This is a genomic window from Cupriavidus sp. SHE, from assembly GCF_000812445.1.
GTDB lineage: Bacteria > Pseudomonadota > Gammaproteobacteria > Burkholderiales > Burkholderiaceae > Cupriavidus > Cupriavidus metallidurans.
The window spans coordinates 117,947-138,994 of sequence record NZ_JWMB01000016.1 but is presented as its reverse complement, the minus strand read 5'-3'; the positions used below and the strand labels follow the sequence as shown (position 1 = coordinate 138,994).

General features: G+C 64.4%; 20 protein-coding genes. 13 read left to right on the top strand and 7 right to left on the bottom strand.

What is annotated here, in order from left to right:
* Positions 1-30: 30 nt before the first annotated feature.
* Together RN01_RS08110 and RN01_RS08105 are read right to left on the bottom strand one after the other, a co-directional pair.
* A complete protein-coding gene (locus RN01_RS08110; protein WP_017514223.1) occupies positions 31-2,766 on the bottom strand; it encodes a type VI secretion system Vgr family protein in 2,736 nt (911 codons plus the stop codon).
* Positions 2,767-3,060: 294 nt separating this feature from the next.
* On the bottom strand, positions 3,061-3,483 hold the full coding sequence (locus RN01_RS08105) for a type II secretion system protein (RefSeq protein ID WP_024569414.1): 423 nt from the start codon (positions 3,481-3,483) through the stop codon (positions 3,061-3,063).
* Between the two features lie 272 nt (positions 3,484-3,755).
* On the opposite strand from RN01_RS08105, the gene RN01_RS08100 reads away from it, so the two are divergent.
* From RN01_RS08100 to msuE, 7 genes are all read left to right on the top strand, one after another.
* Positions 3,756-4,214 carry a MarR family winged helix-turn-helix transcriptional regulator gene (locus RN01_RS08100; protein ID WP_017514801.1) on the top strand — a complete coding sequence of 153 codons (459 nt, stop codon included), beginning with the start codon at positions 3,756-3,758 and terminating at the stop codon, positions 4,212-4,214.
* Positions 4,215-4,219: 5 nt separating this feature from the next.
* Positions 4,220-6,199: an FUSC family protein gene (locus RN01_RS08095; RefSeq protein WP_017514802.1), complete on the top strand. Its 1,980-nt coding sequence runs from the start codon at positions 4,220-4,222 to the stop codon at positions 6,197-6,199.
* Positions 6,199-6,408, top strand: coding sequence for a DUF1656 domain-containing protein (locus tag RN01_RS08090; protein WP_008651199.1), 210 nt, complete (start codon positions 6,199-6,201; stop codon positions 6,406-6,408). The genes RN01_RS08095 and RN01_RS08090 overlap by 1 nt, the downstream gene beginning before the upstream one ends.
* Positions 6,405-7,391: an HlyD family secretion protein gene (locus tag RN01_RS08085; RefSeq protein ID WP_024569413.1), complete on the top strand. Its 987-nt coding sequence runs from the start codon at positions 6,405-6,407 to the stop codon at positions 7,389-7,391. The genes RN01_RS08090 and RN01_RS08085 overlap by 4 nt, the downstream gene beginning before the upstream one ends.
* The gene (locus RN01_RS08080) at positions 7,388-8,878 is read left to right on the top strand and encodes an efflux transporter outer membrane subunit (protein ID WP_024569412.1); all 1,491 of its coding nucleotides are present in this window, start codon (positions 7,388-7,390) and stop codon (positions 8,876-8,878) included. Before RN01_RS08085 ends, RN01_RS08080 begins: the two co-directional genes overlap by 4 nt.
* 231 nt (positions 8,879-9,109) lie before the next feature.
* On the top strand, positions 9,110-9,922 hold the full coding sequence (locus RN01_RS08075; RefSeq protein WP_008651202.1) for a MetQ/NlpA family ABC transporter substrate-binding protein: 813 nt from the start codon (positions 9,110-9,112) through the stop codon (positions 9,920-9,922).
* A 146-nt stretch (positions 9,923-10,068) separates the two neighbouring features.
* Positions 10,069-10,632, top strand: coding sequence for an FMN reductase (gene msuE / locus RN01_RS08070; RefSeq protein ID WP_008651203.1), 564 nt, complete (start codon positions 10,069-10,071; stop codon positions 10,630-10,632).
* 54 nt (positions 10,633-10,686) lie between these two features.
* Here msuE and RN01_RS08065 read toward each other — a convergent pair whose 3' ends face one another.
* Complete coding sequence (locus tag RN01_RS08065) at positions 10,687-12,162, bottom strand: amidase (protein WP_029699910.1); 1,476 nt, start codon at positions 12,160-12,162, stop codon at positions 10,687-10,689.
* A gap of 151 nt (positions 12,163-12,313) precedes the next feature.
* Here RN01_RS08065 and RN01_RS08060 point away from each other — a divergent pair, with 151 nt between their 5' ends.
* On the top strand, positions 12,314-12,628 hold the full coding sequence (locus RN01_RS08060; RefSeq protein ID WP_017515225.1) for an excalibur calcium-binding domain-containing protein: 315 nt from the start codon (positions 12,314-12,316) through the stop codon (positions 12,626-12,628).
* Positions 12,629-12,678: 50 nt separating this feature from the next.
* Here the strand turns inward: RN01_RS08060 and fghA are convergent, their stop codons facing one another.
* From fghA to RN01_RS08040, 4 genes are all read right to left on the bottom strand, one after another.
* Entirely contained in the window at positions 12,679-13,527 is an 849-nt protein-coding gene (fghA, locus tag RN01_RS08055) for an S-formylglutathione hydrolase (protein WP_017515226.1), read from the bottom strand.
* An 11-nt stretch (positions 13,528-13,538) separates the two neighbouring features.
* Positions 13,539-14,645: an S-(hydroxymethyl)glutathione dehydrogenase/class III alcohol dehydrogenase gene (locus tag RN01_RS08050; protein WP_011519214.1), complete on the bottom strand. Its 1,107-nt coding sequence runs from the start codon at positions 14,643-14,645 to the stop codon at positions 13,539-13,541.
* Positions 14,646-14,755: 110 nt separating this feature from the next.
* Positions 14,756-16,117 carry an NTP/NDP exchange transporter gene (locus RN01_RS08045; protein ID WP_029699908.1) on the bottom strand — a complete coding sequence of 454 codons (1,362 nt, stop codon included), beginning with the start codon at positions 16,115-16,117 and terminating at the stop codon, positions 14,756-14,758.
* 27 nt (positions 16,118-16,144) lie between these two features.
* Complete coding sequence (locus RN01_RS08040; RefSeq protein ID WP_017515871.1) at positions 16,145-17,068, bottom strand: aldo/keto reductase; 924 nt, start codon at positions 17,066-17,068, stop codon at positions 16,145-16,147.
* Between the two features lie 171 nt (positions 17,069-17,239).
* On the opposite strand from RN01_RS08040, the gene RN01_RS08035 reads away from it, so the two are divergent.
* The 5 genes from RN01_RS08035 to RN01_RS33840 all read left to right on the top strand — a co-directional run bounded on the left by RN01_RS08035 (position 17,240) and on the right by RN01_RS33840 (position 21,039).
* The gene (locus RN01_RS08035; RefSeq protein ID WP_369799831.1) at positions 17,240-18,103 is read left to right on the top strand and encodes a branched-chain amino acid ABC transporter permease; all 864 of its coding nucleotides are present in this window, start codon (positions 17,240-17,242) and stop codon (positions 18,101-18,103) included.
* Positions 18,100-19,095, top strand: a complete 996-nt coding sequence (locus RN01_RS08030) for a branched-chain amino acid ABC transporter permease (protein WP_017515469.1) — start codon at positions 18,100-18,102, stop codon at positions 19,093-19,095. The genes RN01_RS08035 and RN01_RS08030 overlap by 4 nt, the downstream gene beginning before the upstream one ends.
* Entirely contained in the window at positions 19,092-19,844 is a 753-nt protein-coding gene (locus tag RN01_RS08025) for an ABC transporter ATP-binding protein (RefSeq protein WP_017515470.1), read from the top strand. The genes RN01_RS08030 and RN01_RS08025 overlap by 4 nt, the downstream gene beginning before the upstream one ends.
* A complete protein-coding gene (locus RN01_RS08020) occupies positions 19,837-20,538 on the top strand; it encodes an ABC transporter ATP-binding protein (protein WP_008651221.1) in 702 nt (233 codons plus the stop codon). The genes RN01_RS08025 and RN01_RS08020 overlap by 8 nt, the downstream gene beginning before the upstream one ends.
* 234 nt (positions 20,539-20,772) lie before the next feature.
* Complete coding sequence (locus RN01_RS33840; RefSeq protein WP_008651222.1) at positions 20,773-21,039, top strand: hypothetical protein; 267 nt, start codon at positions 20,773-20,775, stop codon at positions 21,037-21,039.
* Positions 21,040-21,048: the final 9 nt, after the last annotated feature.

The window sequence follows — 21,048 nt, the reverse complement described above, 5'->3', positions numbered from 1 at the left end:
AAATGTTGTCAGGAATGCGCGTGGGGCGGGTTACGTCAGGGTCTTTGCCTGAGCGGGCAGGCCTGCGGTCGGTGTCGTGTCGGCGCTGGCGTCTGCCATTGCCTTGTCGAGCGTGGCAACGACCTTCGCAGCCTTGCCGGTTGCGGTGCCAAGCGCGGATTTGGTCAGCGCTGGGCCGGCAACCGATTGCGCCTGACTGGCGGCGGTCGCCATGATTGGCCCGGTGAGGCTTGGCAAACCGTTGTTAGCGCCTGCAGGCATTGGCAGCGCGCTGGCGTTGAGTTGAGGCTCCCGCCATTTCCTGGCCCGGCTCTCCAGGTCGCCGGGTTCTTCGAAATAGTGGACTGTGCCGCCGCCACGCGGCACGTTAGTCAGGGTGCCGCGTCCATTGGCATCCAGGGTGCCGTAGCGCGTGGTGCCGTCAGGAAACTGCACCACATAGCTGGCGTTCTTGACTGGCTCACCGTTCGGGTAGGCATGCCAGAGTTGCAGCCCGGTTTGTTTCTGCGTCGGCAACTGCGGCAGCGCGTGATGCTGTCCGGCCGATGGCCCGATGCGCAGCGGGCCATGGCACTGGATGTCACTGGTGCTGCCGATGGTGATCAGGCCCTGTGCCAGCTTGATGTAGGCACCGCCGCACATCAGCGTGAGCGCTTTGTCGGCAACGAGCGTGACAGAGTCGCTGGTGCTGGCAATCGTGACGCCCTTGAGCGCGGTAAGGCTCATCGCATCGCCCTGGGCCTGCACATCGACCGGTCCAGCCCCGGCATAGAACTTCATGCCCTTGGCGCCGGCAAACAGCGAAACGGCATCGCTGGCGGCCACGGTGTAGTTGCCACCAACAGCCGCGTCGGCATTGCCCCCGGCCGTCGTGAAAAGGTGGCCTGCCGACGAGAACTGCATGTGCCCGCCGCTGGTCAGCGCAAGCCCTTGCGGGGCACTGCCGAGTAGCACCGCCTGCTGCAAGTCCTTGAGCTGGGTCTCCAGCATCGTCTTCTGCGCCTCGCAGTCGGCGACGACCGCTTTCGCCTCGCGTACCGCGTCGGACAGACTTTGCATGCGCGATTGAGCGGCGTGCAATTGCTCTAGCGCGGCGCTCATGTCAAGGACCTGTCCGCCCGCGCTAGCCTGTTTGTCGGCGCTCAGGAACAGTCCCTTGCCGCTGCGCACGGCCCCCCAGGCGTCGGTGCGCAGTTCGAATCCTTCGCCGCGCTTCTCGCGCTTGCCGTCGACGATGTGGCCGAGTGTGAGTTGGCTCTTGCCCGAATGCTCGGTGGAGACCTTGACGTGCTCCTGGCCTTCCCAATCTTCTGCTTCGAACTCGTTGTCGCTCTGCGTGCGGAGCACGTTGCGCGACATCCACCGGTCCTGATTGGTGATCAGTTCAGGGTGCTGGCTGGTGTGTTGCGCGCTTAAAATGTACGGCTTGTTGGGGTTGCCGTCACGGAAGGCCACGTCTACGTACGTGCCGTCGATGAGCGGGAAGTGGAAGCCCGTCTGGTTCGCCCCGGCAAACGGCTTGGCGAACCACAGCGGCACGCTTTCGCCGCCGTTGGGCCAGGTGTCGAAGTCGAAATCGAAGCGGACGATGTACTGACCCTGCTGCGTCAGGCAGGCGTATTTGTAGTCGCCGGGGGAGGTAATTCTTGCACTTAGCGTGCCGGAAATGCGCGGCCAATCGGCTTCGCCTAGCGGCAGCCGGAAGCGCCGGTCCGAGGGAATGGCCTTGTAGGTGTTGCGATACGCGGCGTCGCGGGCACCGGTATGAACGACTTCCGTGATGACCTGCCCGTTGGGCGCATCGGGCAGCGCCAGGTCGAGGCGCAGGATGCGCGCCGGGCACAGCGCGAGTACATTGCTTTCGCCCGCGTAGACCAGTTGTTCGGCGTACTTCGCCTCATGCCGCAGCAGCGCTTCCCACTTGGCCTCATCAAAGTCCAGGTGGTGCGTGCCGAAGACATAGGACTGGCCGTAGGTATTCTCCTTGCGTGCGACGTTGGCGTCGCCGGTGAGCCGCTCCCACGCCTTGTTCTGGTTGTAATCCGCCACCCGGAACGATTCGGGGATGGTCTTCGCATGGGTCTTGAGCGAGAGGATTGTCTCCTGCCCGGATTCGAGCCCGGCCGTCTCGCGGTACGGCACGATCCGTTGCGGCTGGTAGATGTAGTGGTCGATGTCGTCGCCGAAGACGATCTGCTCCCCGAACTTGCCTGGCGCGAAATAGCAATAGATCCCGTTTTGCTCCATCAGCAGCCGGATATAGTCCCAGTCCGAAAGCTGGTGTTGCATTCGGAAACTAAGCTGCGGATATCTGCGCCGCAGATTGAATGCGAACTGGTGGCCCTTGAGGTCGTGGCGGCGCAGGACGGCCTCGATGATCTGCGGGGCGGTCTTCTGCTGGTAGATGCGGCTGGCCTGCGTGAGCTTCAGGCGCGACACTAGCGGCTCGACCACGATCTCGTAGCCACAGAAGTCACGGGTTTGGCGGGTCTTCGAGAACTCGGAAATCCAGCCCGCGAATTTGCGGGGTTCGCTATCACCCCCCGCATTGATGACGAAGGTGGCGTTCCGGTTCAGGTACTCAGCCCGATCCAGTTCCAGCGGATGCGTCAGTTGGACAGTGACCCTGTAGGGATCTCCCAGCCGTTCGACGGCTTCGAACGACACGACTGAAAGCTCTGCCGCGCTCGATGCGCCAGGGACCTCCAGAAAATAGACTTGCCTACCTGCTACCAGCTTCGCTGCGTCATTCCAACCTTCGGCCATGTCGATGTCCTTGTCTCAGGAGCGCGCCGGGATGACGGCATCCGGTATCAGGCAATCACAGGCGAGGGGAGGGCCCAGATCACCTGATCTGGGCGCGAATCATGGCGAAGTTGACCCGACGTGAATATCGGTTTTCTACGATTTTGAAATCGCGGATTCTGGATTCAGAAAATACTGAAGCGGGCACGCGGCGCTGGCCCCGCGTCGCTTCCGCCCACGTGGTTGTCCGCTGTGGGAGTGGCTACCTTTCCCGCAGCAAACTCCAAAGCCAAGACGTTCAGCAGAATTAAAAGCCTAAAGCTCGCGATACGGAGTGCCTTCATGTGTTACGCCGAGCGCTCCGCTGCGGACATCGAATACGCCCGCAATCGCGCGGTCTTCCAGCATCGTTGGTGATTGTGCGTCGATTGGCGGCGGTACGATTTCCCAGTTGTCCGCGGTATGGGTGATTGGGTCCTGCGGAATCCTGTGCAAATAGGCGCGTTGCACGAGGGTGTCGAGGGACGGCGGATAGTGGCCATGGTCTACGTGGAATCGGGTGATCGCCTCTCTCATTGCCAGCAGGTTGTAGCGGAGCGCCGCTTCCTGGGAGGGTTCTGCCTCTGTGGTGAGGTGGGTTGCCATCAGCGCTATCAACCCAATCCCGATCAGCGCTGCGAGCAGTGTCGCCAGCGTGAACCTTGCTCGGCGCCGGGCGGTCGCCATGGTGATTGTCATCGACGGTCCTCGTGGGCAGGCCATGCGGGCCTGATTGGGGCGACTGTATTTTCATGAAGTAGAGGCGGATATCGCCGATCTGCGGAAGTGCCCGTAACGTTGTTGTCGACGGATGTTTTCAGATATTTCTGAGGCGCTGCCAGGGGTGCCGAGGCGACGATTGCGTCCCATCTCCAAATTTCCGCACAGCATTGAGAGTCTCTTGATGCACATTAACTAGTTCGCAGAGAAATCATTTGCATCCTAATAGATTCACATCTATCATTCTGCCCATGCCAAAGATCGATTCCCTTCTTTTCGCCTTTACCGGCCAGTTGATGCTGGCCGGGCGCCAGTGGCGGCAGATCAGCCAGGCCGCAGTGACCGCGCACGGGATTTCCGCCGCGGCTGCCGCGCCGCTGCTGTTCATTCGCCGTCTGGGCGGTGGTGTGCGCCAGGTGACCCTGGCCGATTACGTGGGCGTGGAAGGCGCGACGCTGGTGCGTCTGGTCGACCAACTCAGCGCGGCCGGGCTGGTGCGTCGCGAGGTGGATTCGAGTGATCGCCGGGCCAATGTGCTGTCCCTGACGGAAGAGGGCGAGCGCATGGCGGAGTTGATCGAGGTGGCGCTGAAACAATTGCGGACCGAGGTGTTCGCCGATATCAGCGAATCGGACATGGCGGCCACGTTGCGCGTGTTCGACGCTCTGGCGCGCGCGGCCGCATCTACATCGGGCAAGCAGGAGTCCTGAGCAACATGGGTAGTTGGCCGTCCGCGAGAGATTGGGTCTTTTCCATCAAGGCCTTCGTCGCAGCGATGCTGGCATTGTGGATTGCGATGTATCTCGGCCTGCCGCGCCCCTACTGGGCGATGGGCTCCGTCTATATCGTGGCGCATCCGCTGACCGGCGCCACGCGTTCCAAGGCGCTGTATCGCGTGCTGGGCACACTGCTGGGCGCCGCCGCTGGCATTCTGATGGTCCCGCCACTGGTCAACGCGCCGCCTCTGCTGATGGGCGCCGTGGCGATCTGGACGGCCTGCCTCTTGTACGTGGCGCTGCTGCATCGCACGCCGCGCAGCTATCTCTTTATGTTGGCGGCCTATACGCTGCCGCTCGTTGCGCTGCCTTCGGTCGATAATCCAGCCGGCATCTTCGATCTTGCCGTCGCGCGGTCCGAGGAAATCTGCCTGGGCATCCTGTGCGCCAGCGTGGTTGGTGCGGTCGTGTTTCCGGCCAGCGTAGCCAATGTGCTGCGCGACAAGTCTCGCCAATGGATGGCCGATGCGACGCTGTGGGCGAGCGACATGCTGTCGGCAAGCCCCGGCAAGCAGGTGTCGCGCCACCATAGTCGCCATCGTCTGGCCGCCGATATCCTGGCGCTGGACCAACTCATCAGCCAACTGAGCTACGACGCCGAAAGTGCCCAGCGCGTGCGTGCCGCGCGTGAATTGCGTGGCCGCATGACGATGCTGCTGCCTGTCATGTCGTCCCTGGCTACCGTCGTTGAATCGATGCAGTCCGCCGGCGGCGTGCCGGAACCCCTGGCCGCGAAGATGCGGGCGGTGAAGGCCTGGATTCAGGCGGGCGCCGCGGAAGGGGAGCGTCCCGAACTGACGTCCACGCCCGTTCAGGCGGGCTGGGATGCCGCCTTGGTCGCAGCAGCCGAAGACCGTCTGCAGCAGATGGCGGCCTTGTGGCACGACTGCGTCTCGCTGTGCCGCCGCCTTGGTGAAAAGCACATCGAAGGCGAATGGCTGCCGGAGTTCCTGCGTTGGGATGTTGGCCGCGCCCGCCACTACGACCACGGCATGCTGCTGTTCTCGACCGTGACGGTGGCGCTGGCCATCTTCGCGATGGGCATGATCTGGATTCACACGGGCTGGGCCGATGGCGCGGGTGCTGTGGCGCTTGGCGCAATCTCGTGCTGTTTCTTCGCCGCGCTCGACGAGCCCGCGCCGATGATCCAGTCGTTCTTCAACTGGAACGTGGTCTGCCTGCTGATCTCGATGGTGATGCTGTTCGCGGTCCTGCCGGTCGCGCACGATTTCGAGATGCTGGTGCTGATGTTCGCGGTGCCGTACCTGATCATCGGCCTGCTGGTGGCGCAGCCGCGCCTGGCGATGATCGGGATGCCACTGGCCGTGGTTACGGCAAACGACATCGGTATCTCGGGCGCCTACAGCGCGAATTTCCAGAGTTTCTTCAACAGCAACCTGGCAGGTATCGCCGGGATTGCGTTCGCCCTGGTCTGGACGCTGGCGGTGCGGCCTTTCGGCACGCGAGCCGCAACGCGCCGGCTGGTGCGGTCCGGCTGGAGCGACATTGCCGAGAACGCCGTGAGTACGCGTCCGGAGTCTCATTCGACGCTGCGCGCGCGGATGCTTGATCGTCTGGCGCAACTCGTTCCCCGGCTGGCTGCCAGCGAAAGCGAAGTGTCTGCCGACGGCTTCAGCGAAGTGCGTGTGGAACTCTGCACGCTGGCGCTGCAACGCGAGATGGCCGAGCTGGAAGCCGATGAGCAGCATGCAGTGAATCGCGTGCTGCGCAGCGTGTCCGGCTATTACCAGTCACGTTTGAAAGGTGCCATCGATGCGCCGCCGCCGGCGTTGCTGACGCGGCTGGGCAAGGCTCAGCAGAAGGTGCGCTCGCGTATCGCACTGGCGGCCCTCGTGGACCTTCAGGTTGCCTTGTTTCCGCCGGTCCTGGTGCCGGCAACCGTTTCCGGAAAAGCATGATGCCCGGTGAAATCAGTATCTATGGCGTGTACATCCCCAGCTTGCTGGTGTGGATGCTTGCCGCCTTCGTCATTACGAGCGCCGCGCGGGCGGTGCTGACGCGTGTCGGCTTCTACAAGCTCGTGTGGCACCGTTCCCTCTTCAACCTGGCGCTATATGCGATCGTCCTCGGTGGGGTGGTTGCGTTGGTGCCCTCGCTGCAATCATGAAACTGAGACTCTCCTCGCTCGGGCCAGTCGTGCTGACGCTGGCCGTCACCGCCGTTGGCGCGGTCGTTGTCAAACACCTGTGGGACTACTACACCGTGGCGCCGTGGACGCGCGACGGCCACATCCGCGCCGAGGTGGTGCAGGTGGCGCCCGATGTCTCCGGGCTGGTCACGCGGATCGCGGTCAAGGACAACCAGCATGTGAAGGCAGGCGACGTCCTGTTCGAGATCGACCACGAACGCTATGCGCTGGCGCTGCGTCAGGCGGAAGCCACGGCGGCGGCGGTGCGCGCCAATCTGGCCCAGGCACGCCGCGAGGCGAAGCGCAGCCAGACGCTTTCCGAGGTGGTCTCGAAGGAAATCGTCGAAGAAGGGCTGGCCAAGGTGCAGCAGGGCGAGGCCCAGCTGGCACAGGCCGAGGCCGCGATCGGCGTGGCGAAGCTGAATCTGGAGCGCACCCACGTGGTGAGCCCGGTGGAAGGCTACGTCAATGACCGGCTGCCGCGTCTGGGGGATTACGTCGTGACCGGCAAGCCGGTGCTGTCGATGGTCGATTCGAACTCGTTCCACGTGGAAGGCTACTTCGAGGAAACCAAGCTGAAGGGTATTCATATCGGCAGCCCCGTCGATATCCGCGTCATGGGCGAGAAGCGCGTGCTGCACGGCCATGTGCAGAGCATCGCAGCCGGTATCGAAGACCGTGATCGCACCAATGGTTCGAACCTGCTGCCGAACGTGAACCCGACGTTCAACTGGGTGCGTCTGGCGCAACGCGTGCCGGTGCGCATCCAGTTCGACCAGATGCCCGAGGATGTGCGCCTGGTGGCAGGACGCACGGCCACCGTATCGGTGAAGGCCGATGACGAGAAGAATATCGGGGAAACGGAAGACAAGCCGACCGCGCCGGCGGCCGGCCGTAGTGCCTCGCAGGACAAGGTTGCGCTGGCCGGCAAGCGCGCGCCCTCAACCGGAGCAGTGCAGTGAAACGCTTTGCCCGTGCCTCGCTGGCGGCGATGTTGCCGCTTGCGCTGGCCGCTTGCATGACCGTCGGCCCTGATCACAAGGTGCCCGACGATGCGGTCGTGAAGTCATCGGCCGCCAATGGACCGTTTGCCGGCACCGACAGCGATGCGGTGTCGATCGGCGACGTTCCGAACGACTGGTGGCGTCTGTACGACGATCCCCGTATCGACGAGCTGGTGCAGCAGGCGCTGGTGGCCAACACCGACCTGCGTGTGGCCGCTGCCAACCTGAAGCGCTCGATCGCCGTGTATCACGAGGTGGAAGCCGAGAATCTGCCGGAAACGAAGTTCCGGGCCAGTGCGGAGCGCGGCCAGATCGCTGGCGAACCGCTGCTGCACGAAGAGAAGATTCCGGTGATGAACTTCGGCGACATTGGTCTCAATGTTTCGTACCTGATTGACTTCTGGGGCAAGCTCAAGCGTGCCGACGAAGCCGCCTTGGCATCGGCGCAGGCCAGCCATGCGGCGCTGGACCAAGCCCGTGTGGGCGTGGTGGCGGAGACCGTGCGTGCGTATGTGCAAGGATGCACAGCCACGCACGAATTACATGTGGCCGCGCATCAGCTCGACCTGCAGGAACGCGGCGTGAAGCTGGCGCAGAAACTGGTCGATGCTGGCCGAGGTCAGCCGACCGATCTGCTGCGCGCCGAGGCGCAAGCCGACACCCTGCGTTCGGCACTGCCGAAGTATCGTGCGGAGCAGGAAGGTGCGGCATACCGCCTGGCGGTAATGCTGGGCAAGCCGCCGACTGCGCTCGATGTCAGCAGCGTGGCGTGCGAGCACGTACCGGCGTTGAAGCAGGCGCTGCCCGTTGGCGATGGCATGGCGCTGCTCAAGCGCCGACCGGACGTTCGCCAGGCCGAGCGCGAGCTGGCATCGGCCACGGCCAAGATCGGCGTGGCTACCGCGGACCTGTTCCCGCAGATTCGCATCGGTGCATCGGCAGGTTTCACCGGTATTCTCGACCACCTTGGTCAGGCGCCGACCGCGCACTGGGGCTGGGGCCCCGCGATCTCGTGGACGATCCCGACCAGCGGCACGCGCGCGCGCATCCACAACATGGAGTACGGGGCCGAAGGGGCGCTGGCTCATTTCGACGGCGTGGTGCTGAAGGCGCTGCGCGAGACGCAGACTGCGCTGTCGGCCTATACGCACGAACTGGACCGGAACGCGTCGCTGCGCTCGGCGCGCGACAAGGCCAATGAGGCAGCCCGTCAGAACCGGCTGCTGTGGCAGGCAGGCCGATCGCCGTATCTGCAGAGCCTGGATGCCGACCGCACGCTGGCCAATACCGATGCCGCGCTGGCCGCATCCGACGCGCAGGTTGCGATGGATCAGATCAACCTGTTCCTGGCGCTTGGTGGTGGATGGCAGAATGCGCCGGCCATTGCCAGCCATCCGGTGGACAAGGAGCCTGGACAGACTACGGAGCACACCGAGGAGCACTGAGGAGCGCCGAGGAACAATAAGGTAAGCTTCGGCCTCGGCCACGCCTTGGCTGCACTATCGAACTGATTCCGGCGTCGTTGCGCGGCTTCGCCGTACGATTTGTACTGGCTGCGGCCAGGCGCCAAGCCAGAGCCGCTTCGCTTCAGTTTGATAGCGCCGCTTACCCGGCGAGGCCTGACCGCCATGACATCTGCTCTTGGCGGCTCCTCGATTCCCAGGAAAACAAGACCTATGAAAATGCTCTCGATTTCAAAGACCCTGGCTGCCGCAACCGTGGCGCTGGGTATCGTAGCCGCCGGCAACGCGGCGGCTCAGGAACAGACGATCCGCGTGGGCACCGTCAGTGGCCCCGACGCCGAAGTCTGGCAAGTGGTGCAGAAGGTGGCCAAGAAGAACGGCCTGAACGTAAAGGTGGTCGAATTCAACGACTACGTGCAGCCGAACGCCGCGCTCGACGCGGGCGACCTCGACGCCAACAGCTTCCAGCACCAGCCGTATCTGGACAGCCAGATCAAGCAGCGTGGCTACAAGATGACCAGCGTCGGCTACACCTATATCTCGCCGCTGGGCATCTATTCGAAGAACCTGAAGTCGTCGAAGGATCTGCCGCAGGGCGCCAAGGTGGCCGTGCCGAACGACCCGTCGAACGAGAACCGCGCATTGCTGCTGCTGGCCGCCCAGGGCGCGATCAAGCTCAAGCCGGGCGTGGGCACGAATGGCGTCAACGCCACGCCGCTCGACGTGGCCGAGAACCCGAAGAAGCTGAAGATCGTGGAACTCGACGCTGCCCAGCTTGCCCGTGCGCTGCCTGACGTGGCCGCCGCCGTGATCAATACCAACTACGCGCTGGCCGCGGGCCTGCAGCCGACGAAGGACGCGATCGCGCTGGAAGACATCCACAGCCCCTACGCCAACATCATCGTCGTGCGCACGCAGGACAAGGACAAGCCGTGGGTGAAGAAGCTCGTGGCCGCCTATCAGTCGGAAGAAGTGCGCCAGTTCATGAAGGCCCAGTACAAGGGCGCCATGGTGCCGTCCTTCTAAGCAACAAGGTCCCACAACCTTGGCTTGATGCGGAACGGCGGCCAATGGTCGCCGTTTTTGCATCTATCCATAGTCGAATTGCTTCGTTCGCAACGCACGGACGGGGCGCTAAGGTAGGGGACCGATTCCCGCCCCGGAGACTTACCGTGTCAACCCCGCTCAAAGTCGTTGCCGTCAATGGCAGTGCTCATCAACCGTCCCGCACGCTCGTACTGGTGCAGGCACTGCTGGCCGAACTGGATCAACGGCTCGTGCTGGATACGCAGATTGTCGACCTCAGCGAGATTGCCCGACCGCTCGGCGCGTCGTTGACCCGCGACGAACTGCCGCCCGACATCGAGGCACAACTGGCCGCGATCGAATCGGCGGATCTCGTGATTGCCGCGGCGCCGGTGTATCGAGGTTCGTTCCCCGGCCACTTCAAGCATCTGTTTGACCTGGTGGGCATGGATGCGCTGGCAGGCAAGCCGGTACTGCTGGCAGCCACTGGTGGCAGTGACCGTCATGCGCTGGTGCTCGAGCACCAACTGCGTCCGCTGTTCAGCTTCCTGCAGGCGCTGACGTTGCCAATCGGTGTGTACGCGTCCACGGCGGATTTCGATGGGTATCAGGTGGGCAGCAAGTCGCTGGCCGACAGGATCACCCTCGCGGTCGAACGTGCCGCGCCGTTGTTTGCCAATGCAGCGAGGCAGTTGCGGCGGGTGGCCTGAAGTACCGTATTGCTTTCTCCCCTCCCTGCACGACGTGAGAGGGGAGCAGAGCCCTCAGCCTTCGATAGCCGGCGGCAGGCGATCATTGACCCAGTCGCGCACCTTCTCATAGGCCGCTGCCAGTTGCAGCACACCCAGATCGTCGCGCGGCCTGCCGATCAGTTGCATCCCCATCGGCAATCCGTCCGCGTTGAATCCCACTGGCACGCTGATCACCGGGCAGCCCGATAGCGTCCACGCGACCACCACTTCCATCCAGCGATGGTACGTGTCCATCTGCCTGTCGGCGATCTGCTTCGGCCAGTGTTGCGTGACGTCGAACGGAAACACCTGTGCGGTGGGCACGGCGATGTAGTCGAACTGGGTGAACGTCCGTTGCAGCGCCTGGTACCACGCACTGCGATCGGTGCTGGCGGCGTACAGATCGCTGGCCTTGAGGTCCAGCGAGCCTTCGATCTCCCAAATCGCCTCGGACTTGAGCTGCGCACGCGTGGACGGATTGGTGTACAGCCCCAGACGCGAATTCCCAGTCAGGAAGTGGCGATAGACGAGCCAGGTTTGCCAGATTTTCTCGGGCGGGTAGGGTGCTTTGATGGCCTCGACGTCCACGCCGAAATCCGGGAAGAAACGCAGCGCCTGCTCGCAGAGCGACAGGATGCCGTCTTCCATCGGCAGGTAACCACCCCAGTCGCCCAGCCATGCAACACACTTGCCGGTGAGATCCGTTTTCAGTATGTCCGCGACGTTTGCCGGTGTCAGCGAAGCCAGCATCGGATCGTGTGGCAGCGCCTGCGGCGTGCGCGCGTCGGGGCCGGATTGCGTGGCCAGCAGCAGTGCAAGATCCTCGACATTGCGTGCCATCGGCCCTTCGCTGCCCAGTTGGGGTAGAAACAATTCCGGCGTCGGGCCGTAAGGCACGCGTCCCGCTGAAGGCCGGAACCCATAGACATTGCAGAACGCAGCGGGATTGCGCAGCGACCCGCCAAAGTCGCTGCCATCGGCAACCGGCAGCATACGCAGCGCCAGCGCGGCGGCTGCACCACCACTGGAGCCGCCAGCCGAACGCGTGGGATCGTAGGGATTCAGCGTGGCGCCATAGACGGGATTGAACGTGTGCGACCCCAGCCCGAACTCAGGCGTGTTGGTCTTGCCGATCAGGATCGAGCCGGCACGTCGCATACGCTCCACGATGACCGAATCACTGGCGGGGATATTGTCGCGAAAGATCGGCGATCCGTACGTTGTGCGAATGCCACGCGTCATCGCCAGATCCTTCGGCGCCTGCGGGAAGCCATGCATCCAGCCGGAAGACTTGCCCGCCGCCAGCGCTTCGTCGGCCGCCGATGCCTCGCGCATCAGCGCTTCCTCGTCCTGCATGGCGACGATGGCGTTGCTGCCCGGGTTGACTCGGGCGATGTGCGCCAGATAGGCCGTCATGACTTCCCGGCTCGACACCTCCTTCTTGTGAATGGCCTCGGAAAGCTGTCGGGCAGACAGCATGACGATGGGGTCGGGACGGTAGGCGGACATCGGAGGAGGGCGCAAATTGGATGTGGCGGAAGACGGCATCATGAATGAATTGCCCGCGCTCGTGTATTGGGAGTTGACCGCGAGGCGTGTTGATCACGCCATGTCGTATCATTCCTGCCCAAAACCACAAAAATGACACTAGGGAGAAGCAATGCGCAAGCTGATATTGGTCGCAGCACTGTGCGCCGCCGGGTACTACTACTATCAGCACGACCGGCAGGCGCGCCTGCTGGCGGCAACGGAGACTGTGGTGGCAACGGAGACTGTGGCGGCCGAACCGTCTGCGCCGATCAGCCTGAGTCGGTCGAATCCGGCGGTGCAGTCATTCAGTTGCCAGGGCAAGACCAGATGCAACGAGATGACGTCCTGCGACGAGGCGAAGTTCTATCTTCAGAACTGTCCTGGTACGAAAATCGATGGCGACGGTGATGGCATCCCATGCGAGAGGACGCTCTGCGGCGGCTAGAGGGATTCAGGCGTGGGGATGCCGGCGCCGGGATGCGCCGGCATCAGTCCTTAAAGCCGCTCCGCGTGATGCCGCACGTGGTCGGCAATGAACGTCGAGATGAAGTAGTACCCGTGGTCGTACCCGTCGTGCCGACGCAATGTCAGGGGCTGCCCGGCCTTTTCACAGGCGGCCTCGAACACTTCCGGATGCAGTTGCTCGGCCAGGAATTTGTCGGCGAGCCCCTGATCGATCAGGATGCCGGCCGGGAAGGGTGCCGACGTCTGCGCGCGCATCAGGGCACTGGCATCGTGCTGGGCCCAGCGGCTGCGATCTTCGCCAAGGTAGCCGGTGAACGCCTTCACGCCCCACGGGCAGTCCGACGGCGCTGCGATTGGCGCGAACGCCGATACCGATCGGAACCGCTGGGGGTAGCGCTGGGCCAGCACCAGCGCGCCATGTCCACCCATGGAATGCCCAAAGATCCCTACCCGTGCCGCATCCGCGGGAAGCTCGCGGGTCACCAGATGGAACAGCTCATCCGCAACGTAGCTCTCCATGCGCCAGTGCATGCGCCATGGCGTTTCGACCGCATCCACGTAGAAGCCGGCGCCCACGCCGAAGTCCCACGCATCGGCCTCGCCTGGCACATGCGCGCCGCGCGGACTCGTATCCGGGCCCACCAGGATCAGGCCGTGCTCGGCGGCAAAGCGCTGCGCGTTTGCCTTGATCGCGAAGGTTTCCTCGGTGCAGGTCAGGCCGGCCAGATAGAACAGCGCTGGCAGCGGCTTCGCGCCGGGTTGCAGCGCCTGCGGCGGGAGATAGACCGAAAACCGCATCGGCAGCCCGATGGCCACCGACTGGTGCTGGTAGAAGCGCTGGACGCCGCCGTGGCAGCCGTGTTCTGACAGCAGTTCCATGGATCGCGTCCTCAGTACAGGACCACCGAGCGGATCGACTCGCCGCGCTTCATCAGGTCGAAGCCCTCGTTGATGCGGTCGAGCGGCAGCGTATGCGTGATCAGGTCGTCGATGTTCAGTTTGCCGTCCATGTACCAGTCGACGATCTTGGGCACATCGGTGCGCCCGCGTGCGCCGCCGAAGGCCGAGCCCTTCCATTCGCGGCCCGTGACGAGCTGGAACGGACGGGTGGAGATTTCAGCGCCCGCTTCGGCCACGCCGATGATGATCGACTTGCCCCAGCCCTTGTGGCAGCACTCCAGCGCCTGACGCATGACCTGCGTGTTGCCGATGCACTCGAACGAGTAGTCGGCGCCGCCGTCGGTCAGTTGGACGATGTGGTCCACCACGTTGTCGACATCCTTCGGATTCACGAAGTGGGTCATGCCGAACTTGCGTGCCATCGCCTCGCGCGCGGGATTGAGGTCCACGCCGATGATCTTGTCGGCACCCACCATCTTTGCGCCCTGGATCACGTTCAGGCCGATGCCGCCCAGGCCGAACACCACCACGTTCGCGCCGGCTTCCACCTTGGCCGTGAAGATCACCGCGCCCACGCCCGTGGTCACGCCGCAGCCGATGTAGCAGACCTTGTCGAACGGTGCGTCGGGGCGGATCTTGGCCAGCGCGATTTCCGGCACCACGATATGGTTGGCGAACGTCGACGTGCCCATGTAGTGGAAGATCGGCTTGCCATCGATCGAGAAGCGCGAGGTGCCATCCGGCATCAGGCCCTTGCCCTGCGTGGCGCGGATGGCCTGGCACAGGTTGGTCTTGCGCGACAGGCAGAACTTGCACTGACGGCATTCCGGCGTGTAGAGCGGAATCACGTGATCACCCGGCTTGAGCGACGTGACGCCCGGACCGACGTCGGTGACGATGCCCGCGCCTTCATGGCCGAGGATGGCGGGGAAAATGCCTTCGGGGTCCGCGCCGGACAGCGTGTAGTAGTCGGTGTGGCAGATGCCGGTGGCCTTGATCTCCACGAGGACTTCGCCCGCGCGCGGACCGTCGAGGTCCACCTCTTCGATGGTGAGTGGTGCACCGGCTTTCCAGGCGATGGCGGCTTTGGTTTTCATGAAGCAACTCCCGAGCGAATGAATTGAGGCGGCACGTGTCCGCGTGACAGGCCAATACCAAGGCCACGACTATAAGCCGAACCGCGCACACGAGCCAGACCGGCGGGCGATTATCGGCTGCCGGTCTGGCCCCGGGCGAGTACAGCCGGTGGGGATTTCTCGGCCGTCAGTTCCGTCAGCTGACCTTCGTGCTGGCGGCCAAGCCACCAGCCCAGCCAGCCCCACACGATGGCGAGTACCGCGCCCGCCAGCGCCACGGTTGCGGGGTGCCCGGACAAGGCGTCGATCGCCGTTTTCACCCAGGCGCTGACGGCGTCGCCGGCACGATAGATCGCGGTGTCGATGACGTTCTTGGCTTTGTACTTGGTTTCTGGGTCGACCACCGTAAACAGCATCTCCCGGCCGGGGCGCAGCATCGCGTACTCCCCGACGCGTCGCACGATCATGGCGGCCGCGAGCACGCCGAACGTGGGCCACATCGCCAGTAGCAGGAAGCCGCCGGTCACGGCCAGCGGCACGGCGGTCAGCAGGGCGGTCACGCCGTAGCGCCGCGCCACGCGTCCTGAAAAGAAAATCTGCACGAGAATCGTCAGCGCCTGCACGGTGGCGTCGAGCGCGCTGAATACCTGTGTCTGCTGCGCACGCGAGTGGAAGGTGGCCGCCACCAGTCGTGCCTGCTCGAAGTAGAGGAACGTGCTCGATGTGGCCAGCAGGATCACGAACAGGCTGATACCGATGAGGTACCGGGAACGGAGGACCAGGGACAGACCAGCCCAGAGTCCGCCGCCTACCGGTTGCGCAGGGTCCGCCGCCGAAGCTGTCTCGCTGCCGGGCGCACCCGCTCCATACCTGCGTCGCCAGGCGAACAGGTAGCCGACCCCGGGCAGCGTCGCGGCCAGCAACGCGGCCGACAGCAACATCAGGCCAGTCAATCCGATGTGTCCCACGAGCCAGCCGCCGAGCACGGGTCCGGTGAGCCCGCCTGCGCTGGCACCCGCCGCGATGATGGCGAACAGTCGCTTGGCCTGTTCGGGCCGAAATACATCGGCCATCAGGCTCCACGCCACCGATACCACAAACAGGTTGAAGACCGAGATCCAGACATAGAACACGCGGGCCAGCCAGATGCTGTCGGGCAGGGCGCGGGTGACAAGCGCGAACGCCACGAGGTTGGCGATGAAGAACGCGTAGACCCACGGCACGAAGCGCCGGCGCGGCAGCCACTTGCAACATGCGCCGTAGAACGGGATGGCCACGAGCATCACCACGAACGTCGCGGTAAACAGCCACTGCAGATTCTGCACGCCGCCCGCGATGCCCATCGTCTCCCGCACGGGTCGCAGCATGAAGTAGCTCGCGAACAGGCAGAAGAAGAACAGGAAACCCGCCACCACGGCTGGGGTTTCGCTCCGATCGATGCCAAGCAGCCCGCTGGGGCCGGCGGGATTGGGAGACAGGTCGGGCGTGTCCATGGCGAAGGCCGACAGTCAGGCCAGCTGTCAGGCTAGCGCCGCCGCGATGCGGGCGCGTTCGGGCGTATCAGGCATCCGCCCGAACGCGGCGCCAGCGTTGTCGAGCATATTGTGCGGATTGGAAGTGGCCGGGATGGCGGCGGTGACAGCGGGATGACTGACGATGAACTTCAGGAAGAGCTGACCCCAGGACTCGCAATCGACCTCGGCAGCCCAGTCTGGCACGGGCTTGCCCTTGACAGCCGCGAACAGACGCCCGTCCTGGAACGGGCGGTTGATCAGCACGGCCACGCCACGTTCCTGGCATAGCGGCAGCAACACGCGCTCGGCACCGCGTTCGCCCAGTGAATAGTTGATCTGGACGAAGTCGAGCTTCTCGGCCCGCACGATCTGCGCGACGGCATCCTGCGCGTCTTCACGATAGTGGGTGATGCCGATATACCGCGTCTTGCGCTGTTCCTTCCACTGCCGAAGCAGCTTCAGGTTGTCGCGCCAGTCGATCAGGTTGTGCACCTGCAGCAAATCGACTGCATCCGTATGCAGATCAGACAGCGAACTGGCGAGCTGCGCTGGCGCACTGGCTGCGTTGGCTGAGATCTTGGTGGCCAGGAAGACGCGGCGCCGCGCGTCGGCGGCTTGCAGCAGGTCTCCGGTCACCGCTTCGGCGCTGCCATAGCTCGGCGCCGTATCGACAACGGCACTTGGCAGGCGTTGCAGCAGCACGGACATGACTTCGGTCAGCGGCGCGCGTTCTTCGGCGCTCTTGCCGGTGTTGAACGTACGGGCCGTGCCCATGCCAATGACGGGTAATTGCACGGTTGAGCCCGGAATCTTGCGCCGCATCGGCGCGTCGACGGTTGCGGCGCTGGCGGTGTTGCCGAGCGTGAGGCCGACTGGCAGCGTGGCCAGCGAGGCGGAGATTCCCAGAAAGGTGCGGCGGTCAATCGACATGGCGATGTCCCCGGCTGTCAGGTGCAACGACCTTAGCGCTTGTGGGGGGCGAAGTAAACCGGCACCGGGTGCTGCGCGGGTCGCGCCCGATTGCAAAAATGCGGCGAGACCGGAACAATCGCCGCCAACCTTCCCGAACCCGCGGTCATCCATAAAAAGGACCGGATTGTGATATCGAGCTTGCCTGGCGTGCTGTTCGATGGCGTGGCATACGGCAGCCTGCTGTTCCTTATCAGCATCGGGCTGTCCGTGACGATGGGGCTGATGAACTTCGTGAACCTGGCGCATGGCGCGTTCGCGATGCTTGGCGGCTACGTGGCGGTGGTGCTGATGAACCGGTCCGGGGTGCCGTTCCTGGCAGCATTGCCGCTGGCGTTTCTGGGCGCGGCGGCAGCCGGCTGGGTGCTTGAGCGCACGCTCTATCGCAGGCTGTACCGCGCCAGCCACCTGGACCAGGTGCTGTTCTCGATCGGCCTGACCTTCATGGCGATGGCGGGCGCGACGTGGCTGTTCGGCCCGGGCCAGCAGCCCGTGGTATTGCCGGATTTCCTGATCGGGCAGATTCGCGTGGGCGGGGTCGACCTCGGCGCCTACCGCCTGTTCCTGATCGCCGTGGTGATCGTCATCACGCTGGCGCTTGGGTGGCTTGTTGCGCGTACCCGCTTTGGCGCGCAGGTGCGCGCGGCGGTCGATCATCAGCAGGCGGCACGCGGGCTTGGCATCGACGTCGAACGCGTGTTCAGCCTGACCTTCGCGCTGGGATCGGGTCTGGCCGGTCTTGGCGGTGGGCTGGGCATCGACGTGCTGGGCCTCGATCCGACGTTCCCGCTCAAGTACATGGTGTATTTCCTGCTCGTGGTCGCCGTTGGCGGCGCCGGGAGTATCCGTGGCTCGCTGGTCGCTGCGATCGTGTTGGGCGTGGCGGACGTGGCAGGCAAGTACTACGTGCCCGCGATCGGCGCGTTCGTGATCTACGCGATGATGGTGCTGCTGCTGGTAGCGTTTCCGGCAGGTCTCTACGGGAGGCGCGCATGAAGACCCGTATGCATCGTCTGCCCGATGGCCGCTGGCATCCGGCGGAGATCGTGTTCTGGCTGGTGCCGGTCGTGGCGTTCTTCTTGCTGCCCGACTATCTGATCCTCGGCAGCCAGATCCTGATCGTCGGACTCTTCGCGCTATCGCTCGATCTGATCCTGGGCTATGCGGGCATCGTGTCGCTGGGCCATGCGGCGTTCTTTGGCCTGGGCGCGTACATGGCCGGTCTGCTTGGCGCGCATGGCTGGGGTGAGCCACTCACCGGCTTGCTAGCCGCGGCAGCGGTGGCGGCGCTGGCCGGATGGCTGTGCAGCTTCCTCGTAATCCGGGGCGGCGATCTGACCCGCCTGATGGTGACGCTCGGCATCGGCCTGATGCTGTTCGAGGCGGCGAACAAGGCGGCATTTCTGACGGGTGGCGTCGACGGGCTCTCCGGCGTGACGATGAACAAATTGCTTGGCATGTTCGAGTTCGACCTGTTCGGCAAGACCGCCTATGTCTACAGCCTGGTGGTGCTGTTTGTGATCTTCCTGCTGGTGCGAAGGCTGGTGGCTTCGCCATTCGGTCTGTCGCTGCGCGGCATTCGCGAGGGCGCGCGGCGAATGCCAGCGCTGGGGACCGACGTGCCCGCACGGCTTCGGGCGGTCTTCACGGTGGCGGCGGCGATTGCCGGCGTGGCGGGGGGCTTGCTGGCCCAGACCACGCAGTTTGTCGGCATGGATGTGCTCGGCTTTCCGCGCTCGGCCGAATTGCTGGTGATGCTGGTGCTTGGTGGCACTGGGCGGCTTTACGGCGCGTTGGTCGGTGCGGCATTGTTCATGATCGCGCAGGACGTCCTGGCTGGTATCAACCCCGTGTACTGGCAATTCTGGATCGGGTTGCTACTGGTGGTCATCGTGCTGTTCGCGAGAGATGGTGTGATGGGGGCGCTGTCGGCGCTAGGCCGGCGCAGGCATCCGTCCGTACCCGCGCGAAAGGAGGTCGACGCATGACCGCGATCCTGCGCACGGAAGGGCTGAGCAAATCCTGGGGCGCGTTCGCCGCGAACAGCGACGTCGCGCTGACGTTCGAACCGGGTGCCCGCCACGCGCTGATCGGACCCAATGGGGCGGGCAAGACCACGTTCGTCAACCTGCTGACCGGGGCGCTGGCCCCGTCGGCAGGACGCATCTGGCTCGGCGAGCGTGACATCACCACGCTGCCGCAGCACGCGCGCGTGAAGCTGGGCATGACGCGCACATTCCAGATCAACACGCTGTTCCCCGGGCTGACGGTGCTCGAATCGGTAGTGCTGGCGGTCGCCGAACGCACGGGGGCGGGGCGCGTCTGGAGGCGCACGGTGGCGTCGCAGGCGGCGCTCGTCGACGAGGCGATGGCAGTGCTGGCCACGCTCAGGCTCGAGGCCGACGCCGATGTCGAGACCCGGCAATTGCCCTATGGCAAACAGCGCCTGCTGGAGATGGCGCTCGCGCTGGCCACGCGGCCTTCGATCCTGCTGCTCGACGAGCCCGCCGCCGGCATTCCGACCGGTGAGAGTGCCGAGTTATTCGCGGTGATTGCAGCGCTGCCCCGCGACATCACCATCGTTTTCATCGAGCACGATATGGATCTGGTGTTCCGCTTCGCCGAACGCATCACGGTGCTGGTGGCCGGGCGCGTGTTGATGGAAGGGACGCCGGCTGAAGTCTCCACCGACCCGAGAGTGCGTGAGGTCTATCTTGGGGAGGCCGCCCATGAGTGATCTGCTACGGCTGGAGGCCGTCAGCGCCGGGTATGGCGAGGCGACGGTGCTCGAGCAGATTGATCTGGCGCTGGGCGCCGGCGACAGCCTCGCGCTGCTGGGCCGTAATGGAGTGGGCAAGACGACGTTGCTGTCCACGCTGATGGGCTTCACGCGATTGCGTGGGGGCAAGCTGCTCTGGCAAGGGCGGGATCTGGCCAGGGTGCCGCCGCATCGCCGTGCCCAGAGCGGCATCGGTTGGGTGCCGCAGGAGCGCTGGGTCTTTCCCTCGCTGACCGTGGAGGAGCATCTCGGCGCGGTGGCCCGGCCCGGGCCATGGGATGTCCAGCGTGTGTATCGGACCTTTCCGAGGTTGGGTGAGCGCCGGCGTAATCTTGGCAACCAGTTGTCTGGCGGGGAGCAGCAGATGCTGGCCATTGGCCGGGCACTGATGGTCAACCCCGCCTTGTTGCTGCTGGACGAGCCGATGGAAGGGCTGGCCCCGGTCATCGTGCAGGAGTTGCAGCGCGTGATCGCGGGGCTGATCGCAGATGCGGGGATGGCTGTGATCGTGGTGGAGCAACACGCGCGGTTGGCCTTGGGCATGACCCGGCAGGCGATTGTTCTGGACCGGGGCCGAGTGGTGCACCGGTCGGATAGCGCCACACTGCTGGCCGACAAGGCGTTGCTGGATCGGCTGGTTTCGGTCCGATAGCCGAGGGGCGGGGCGTTCGCAGTAGCGCTCGGACGATTCCGAACGTTTTCGGAATCGTCTTATATCCGCGTGGTCTCCCGGCTTTGACAATGCATGGGTCGCTGCAAGGGTGGCGACGCGGGCCACACGCCCGCCTGAACGCTTTGTCGAAAGAAAGGAGTTACGCCATGCATCGCCACGATGTCTGCATCTTACTTGCCGTTCCGGTCTCCCTCCCCCTGGGGAGGCCGGGGCATGGATAAGCCAGTACCCGGAGCCGCTTCGCGCAAGCCCGCCGGCAAGCGGCAGGCCGGGCCACCAGGGCAACCCAATGCGGGCTTTCCATCGCCGGATGTGATGGCGTTCCGGCAGTTGCAGCGCGTCGAAGGGGCAATGGGTGTGGTGACGGTTGCAGTCGAGCACGCCGCCGCGCCGGAGTTTTCGAATGAAGGGGCTGCGCTGATCTTGCGCATGTTGAGGCAGGAGGCAGCCAGGGCTCTCGAGGAGCTGTCGCCGTACTGATTGGCGCCG

Coding starts and splice junctions, on each gene's coding strand:
- RN01_RS08110 (WP_017514223.1), bottom strand. CDS start 2,766: ATGGCCGAAGGTTGGAATGACGCAGCGAAGCTGGTAGCAGGTAGGCAA.
- RN01_RS08105 (WP_024569414.1), bottom strand. CDS start 3,483: ATGACAATCACCATGGCGACCGCCCGGCGCCGAGCAAGGTTCACGCTG.
- RN01_RS08100 (WP_017514801.1), top strand. CDS start 3,756: ATGCCAAAGATCGATTCCCTTCTTTTCGCCTTTACCGGCCAGTTGATG.
- RN01_RS08095 (WP_017514802.1), top strand. CDS start 4,220: ATGGGTAGTTGGCCGTCCGCGAGAGATTGGGTCTTTTCCATCAAGGCC.
- RN01_RS08090 (WP_008651199.1), top strand. CDS start 6,199: ATGCCCGGTGAAATCAGTATCTATGGCGTGTACATCCCCAGCTTGCTG.
- RN01_RS08085 (WP_024569413.1), top strand. CDS start 6,405: ATGAAACTGAGACTCTCCTCGCTCGGGCCAGTCGTGCTGACGCTGGCC.
- RN01_RS08075 (WP_008651202.1), top strand. CDS start 9,110: ATGAAAATGCTCTCGATTTCAAAGACCCTGGCTGCCGCAACCGTGGCG.
- RN01_RS08065 (WP_029699910.1), bottom strand. CDS start 12,162: ATGTCCGCCTACCGTCCCGACCCCATCGTCATGCTGTCTGCCCGACAG.
- RN01_RS08060 (WP_017515225.1), top strand. CDS start 12,314: ATGCGCAAGCTGATATTGGTCGCAGCACTGTGCGCCGCCGGGTACTAC.
- fghA (WP_017515226.1), bottom strand. CDS start 13,527: ATGGAACTGCTGTCAGAACACGGCTGCCACGGCGGCGTCCAGCGCTTC.
- RN01_RS08050 (WP_011519214.1), bottom strand. CDS start 14,645: ATGAAAACCAAAGCCGCCATCGCCTGGAAAGCCGGTGCACCACTCACC.
- RN01_RS08045 (WP_029699908.1), bottom strand. CDS start 16,117: ATGGACACGCCCGACCTGTCTCCCAATCCCGCCGGCCCCAGCGGGCTG.
- RN01_RS08040 (WP_017515871.1), bottom strand. CDS start 17,068: ATGTCGATTGACCGCCGCACCTTTCTGGGAATCTCCGCCTCGCTGGCC.
- RN01_RS08030 (WP_017515469.1), top strand. CDS start 18,100: ATGAAGACCCGTATGCATCGTCTGCCCGATGGCCGCTGGCATCCGGCG.
- RN01_RS08025 (WP_017515470.1), top strand. CDS start 19,092: ATGACCGCGATCCTGCGCACGGAAGGGCTGAGCAAATCCTGGGGCGCG.
- RN01_RS08020 (WP_008651221.1), top strand. CDS start 19,837: ATGAGTGATCTGCTACGGCTGGAGGCCGTCAGCGCCGGGTATGGCGAG.
- RN01_RS33840 (WP_008651222.1), top strand. CDS start 20,773: ATGGATAAGCCAGTACCCGGAGCCGCTTCGCGCAAGCCCGCCGGCAAG.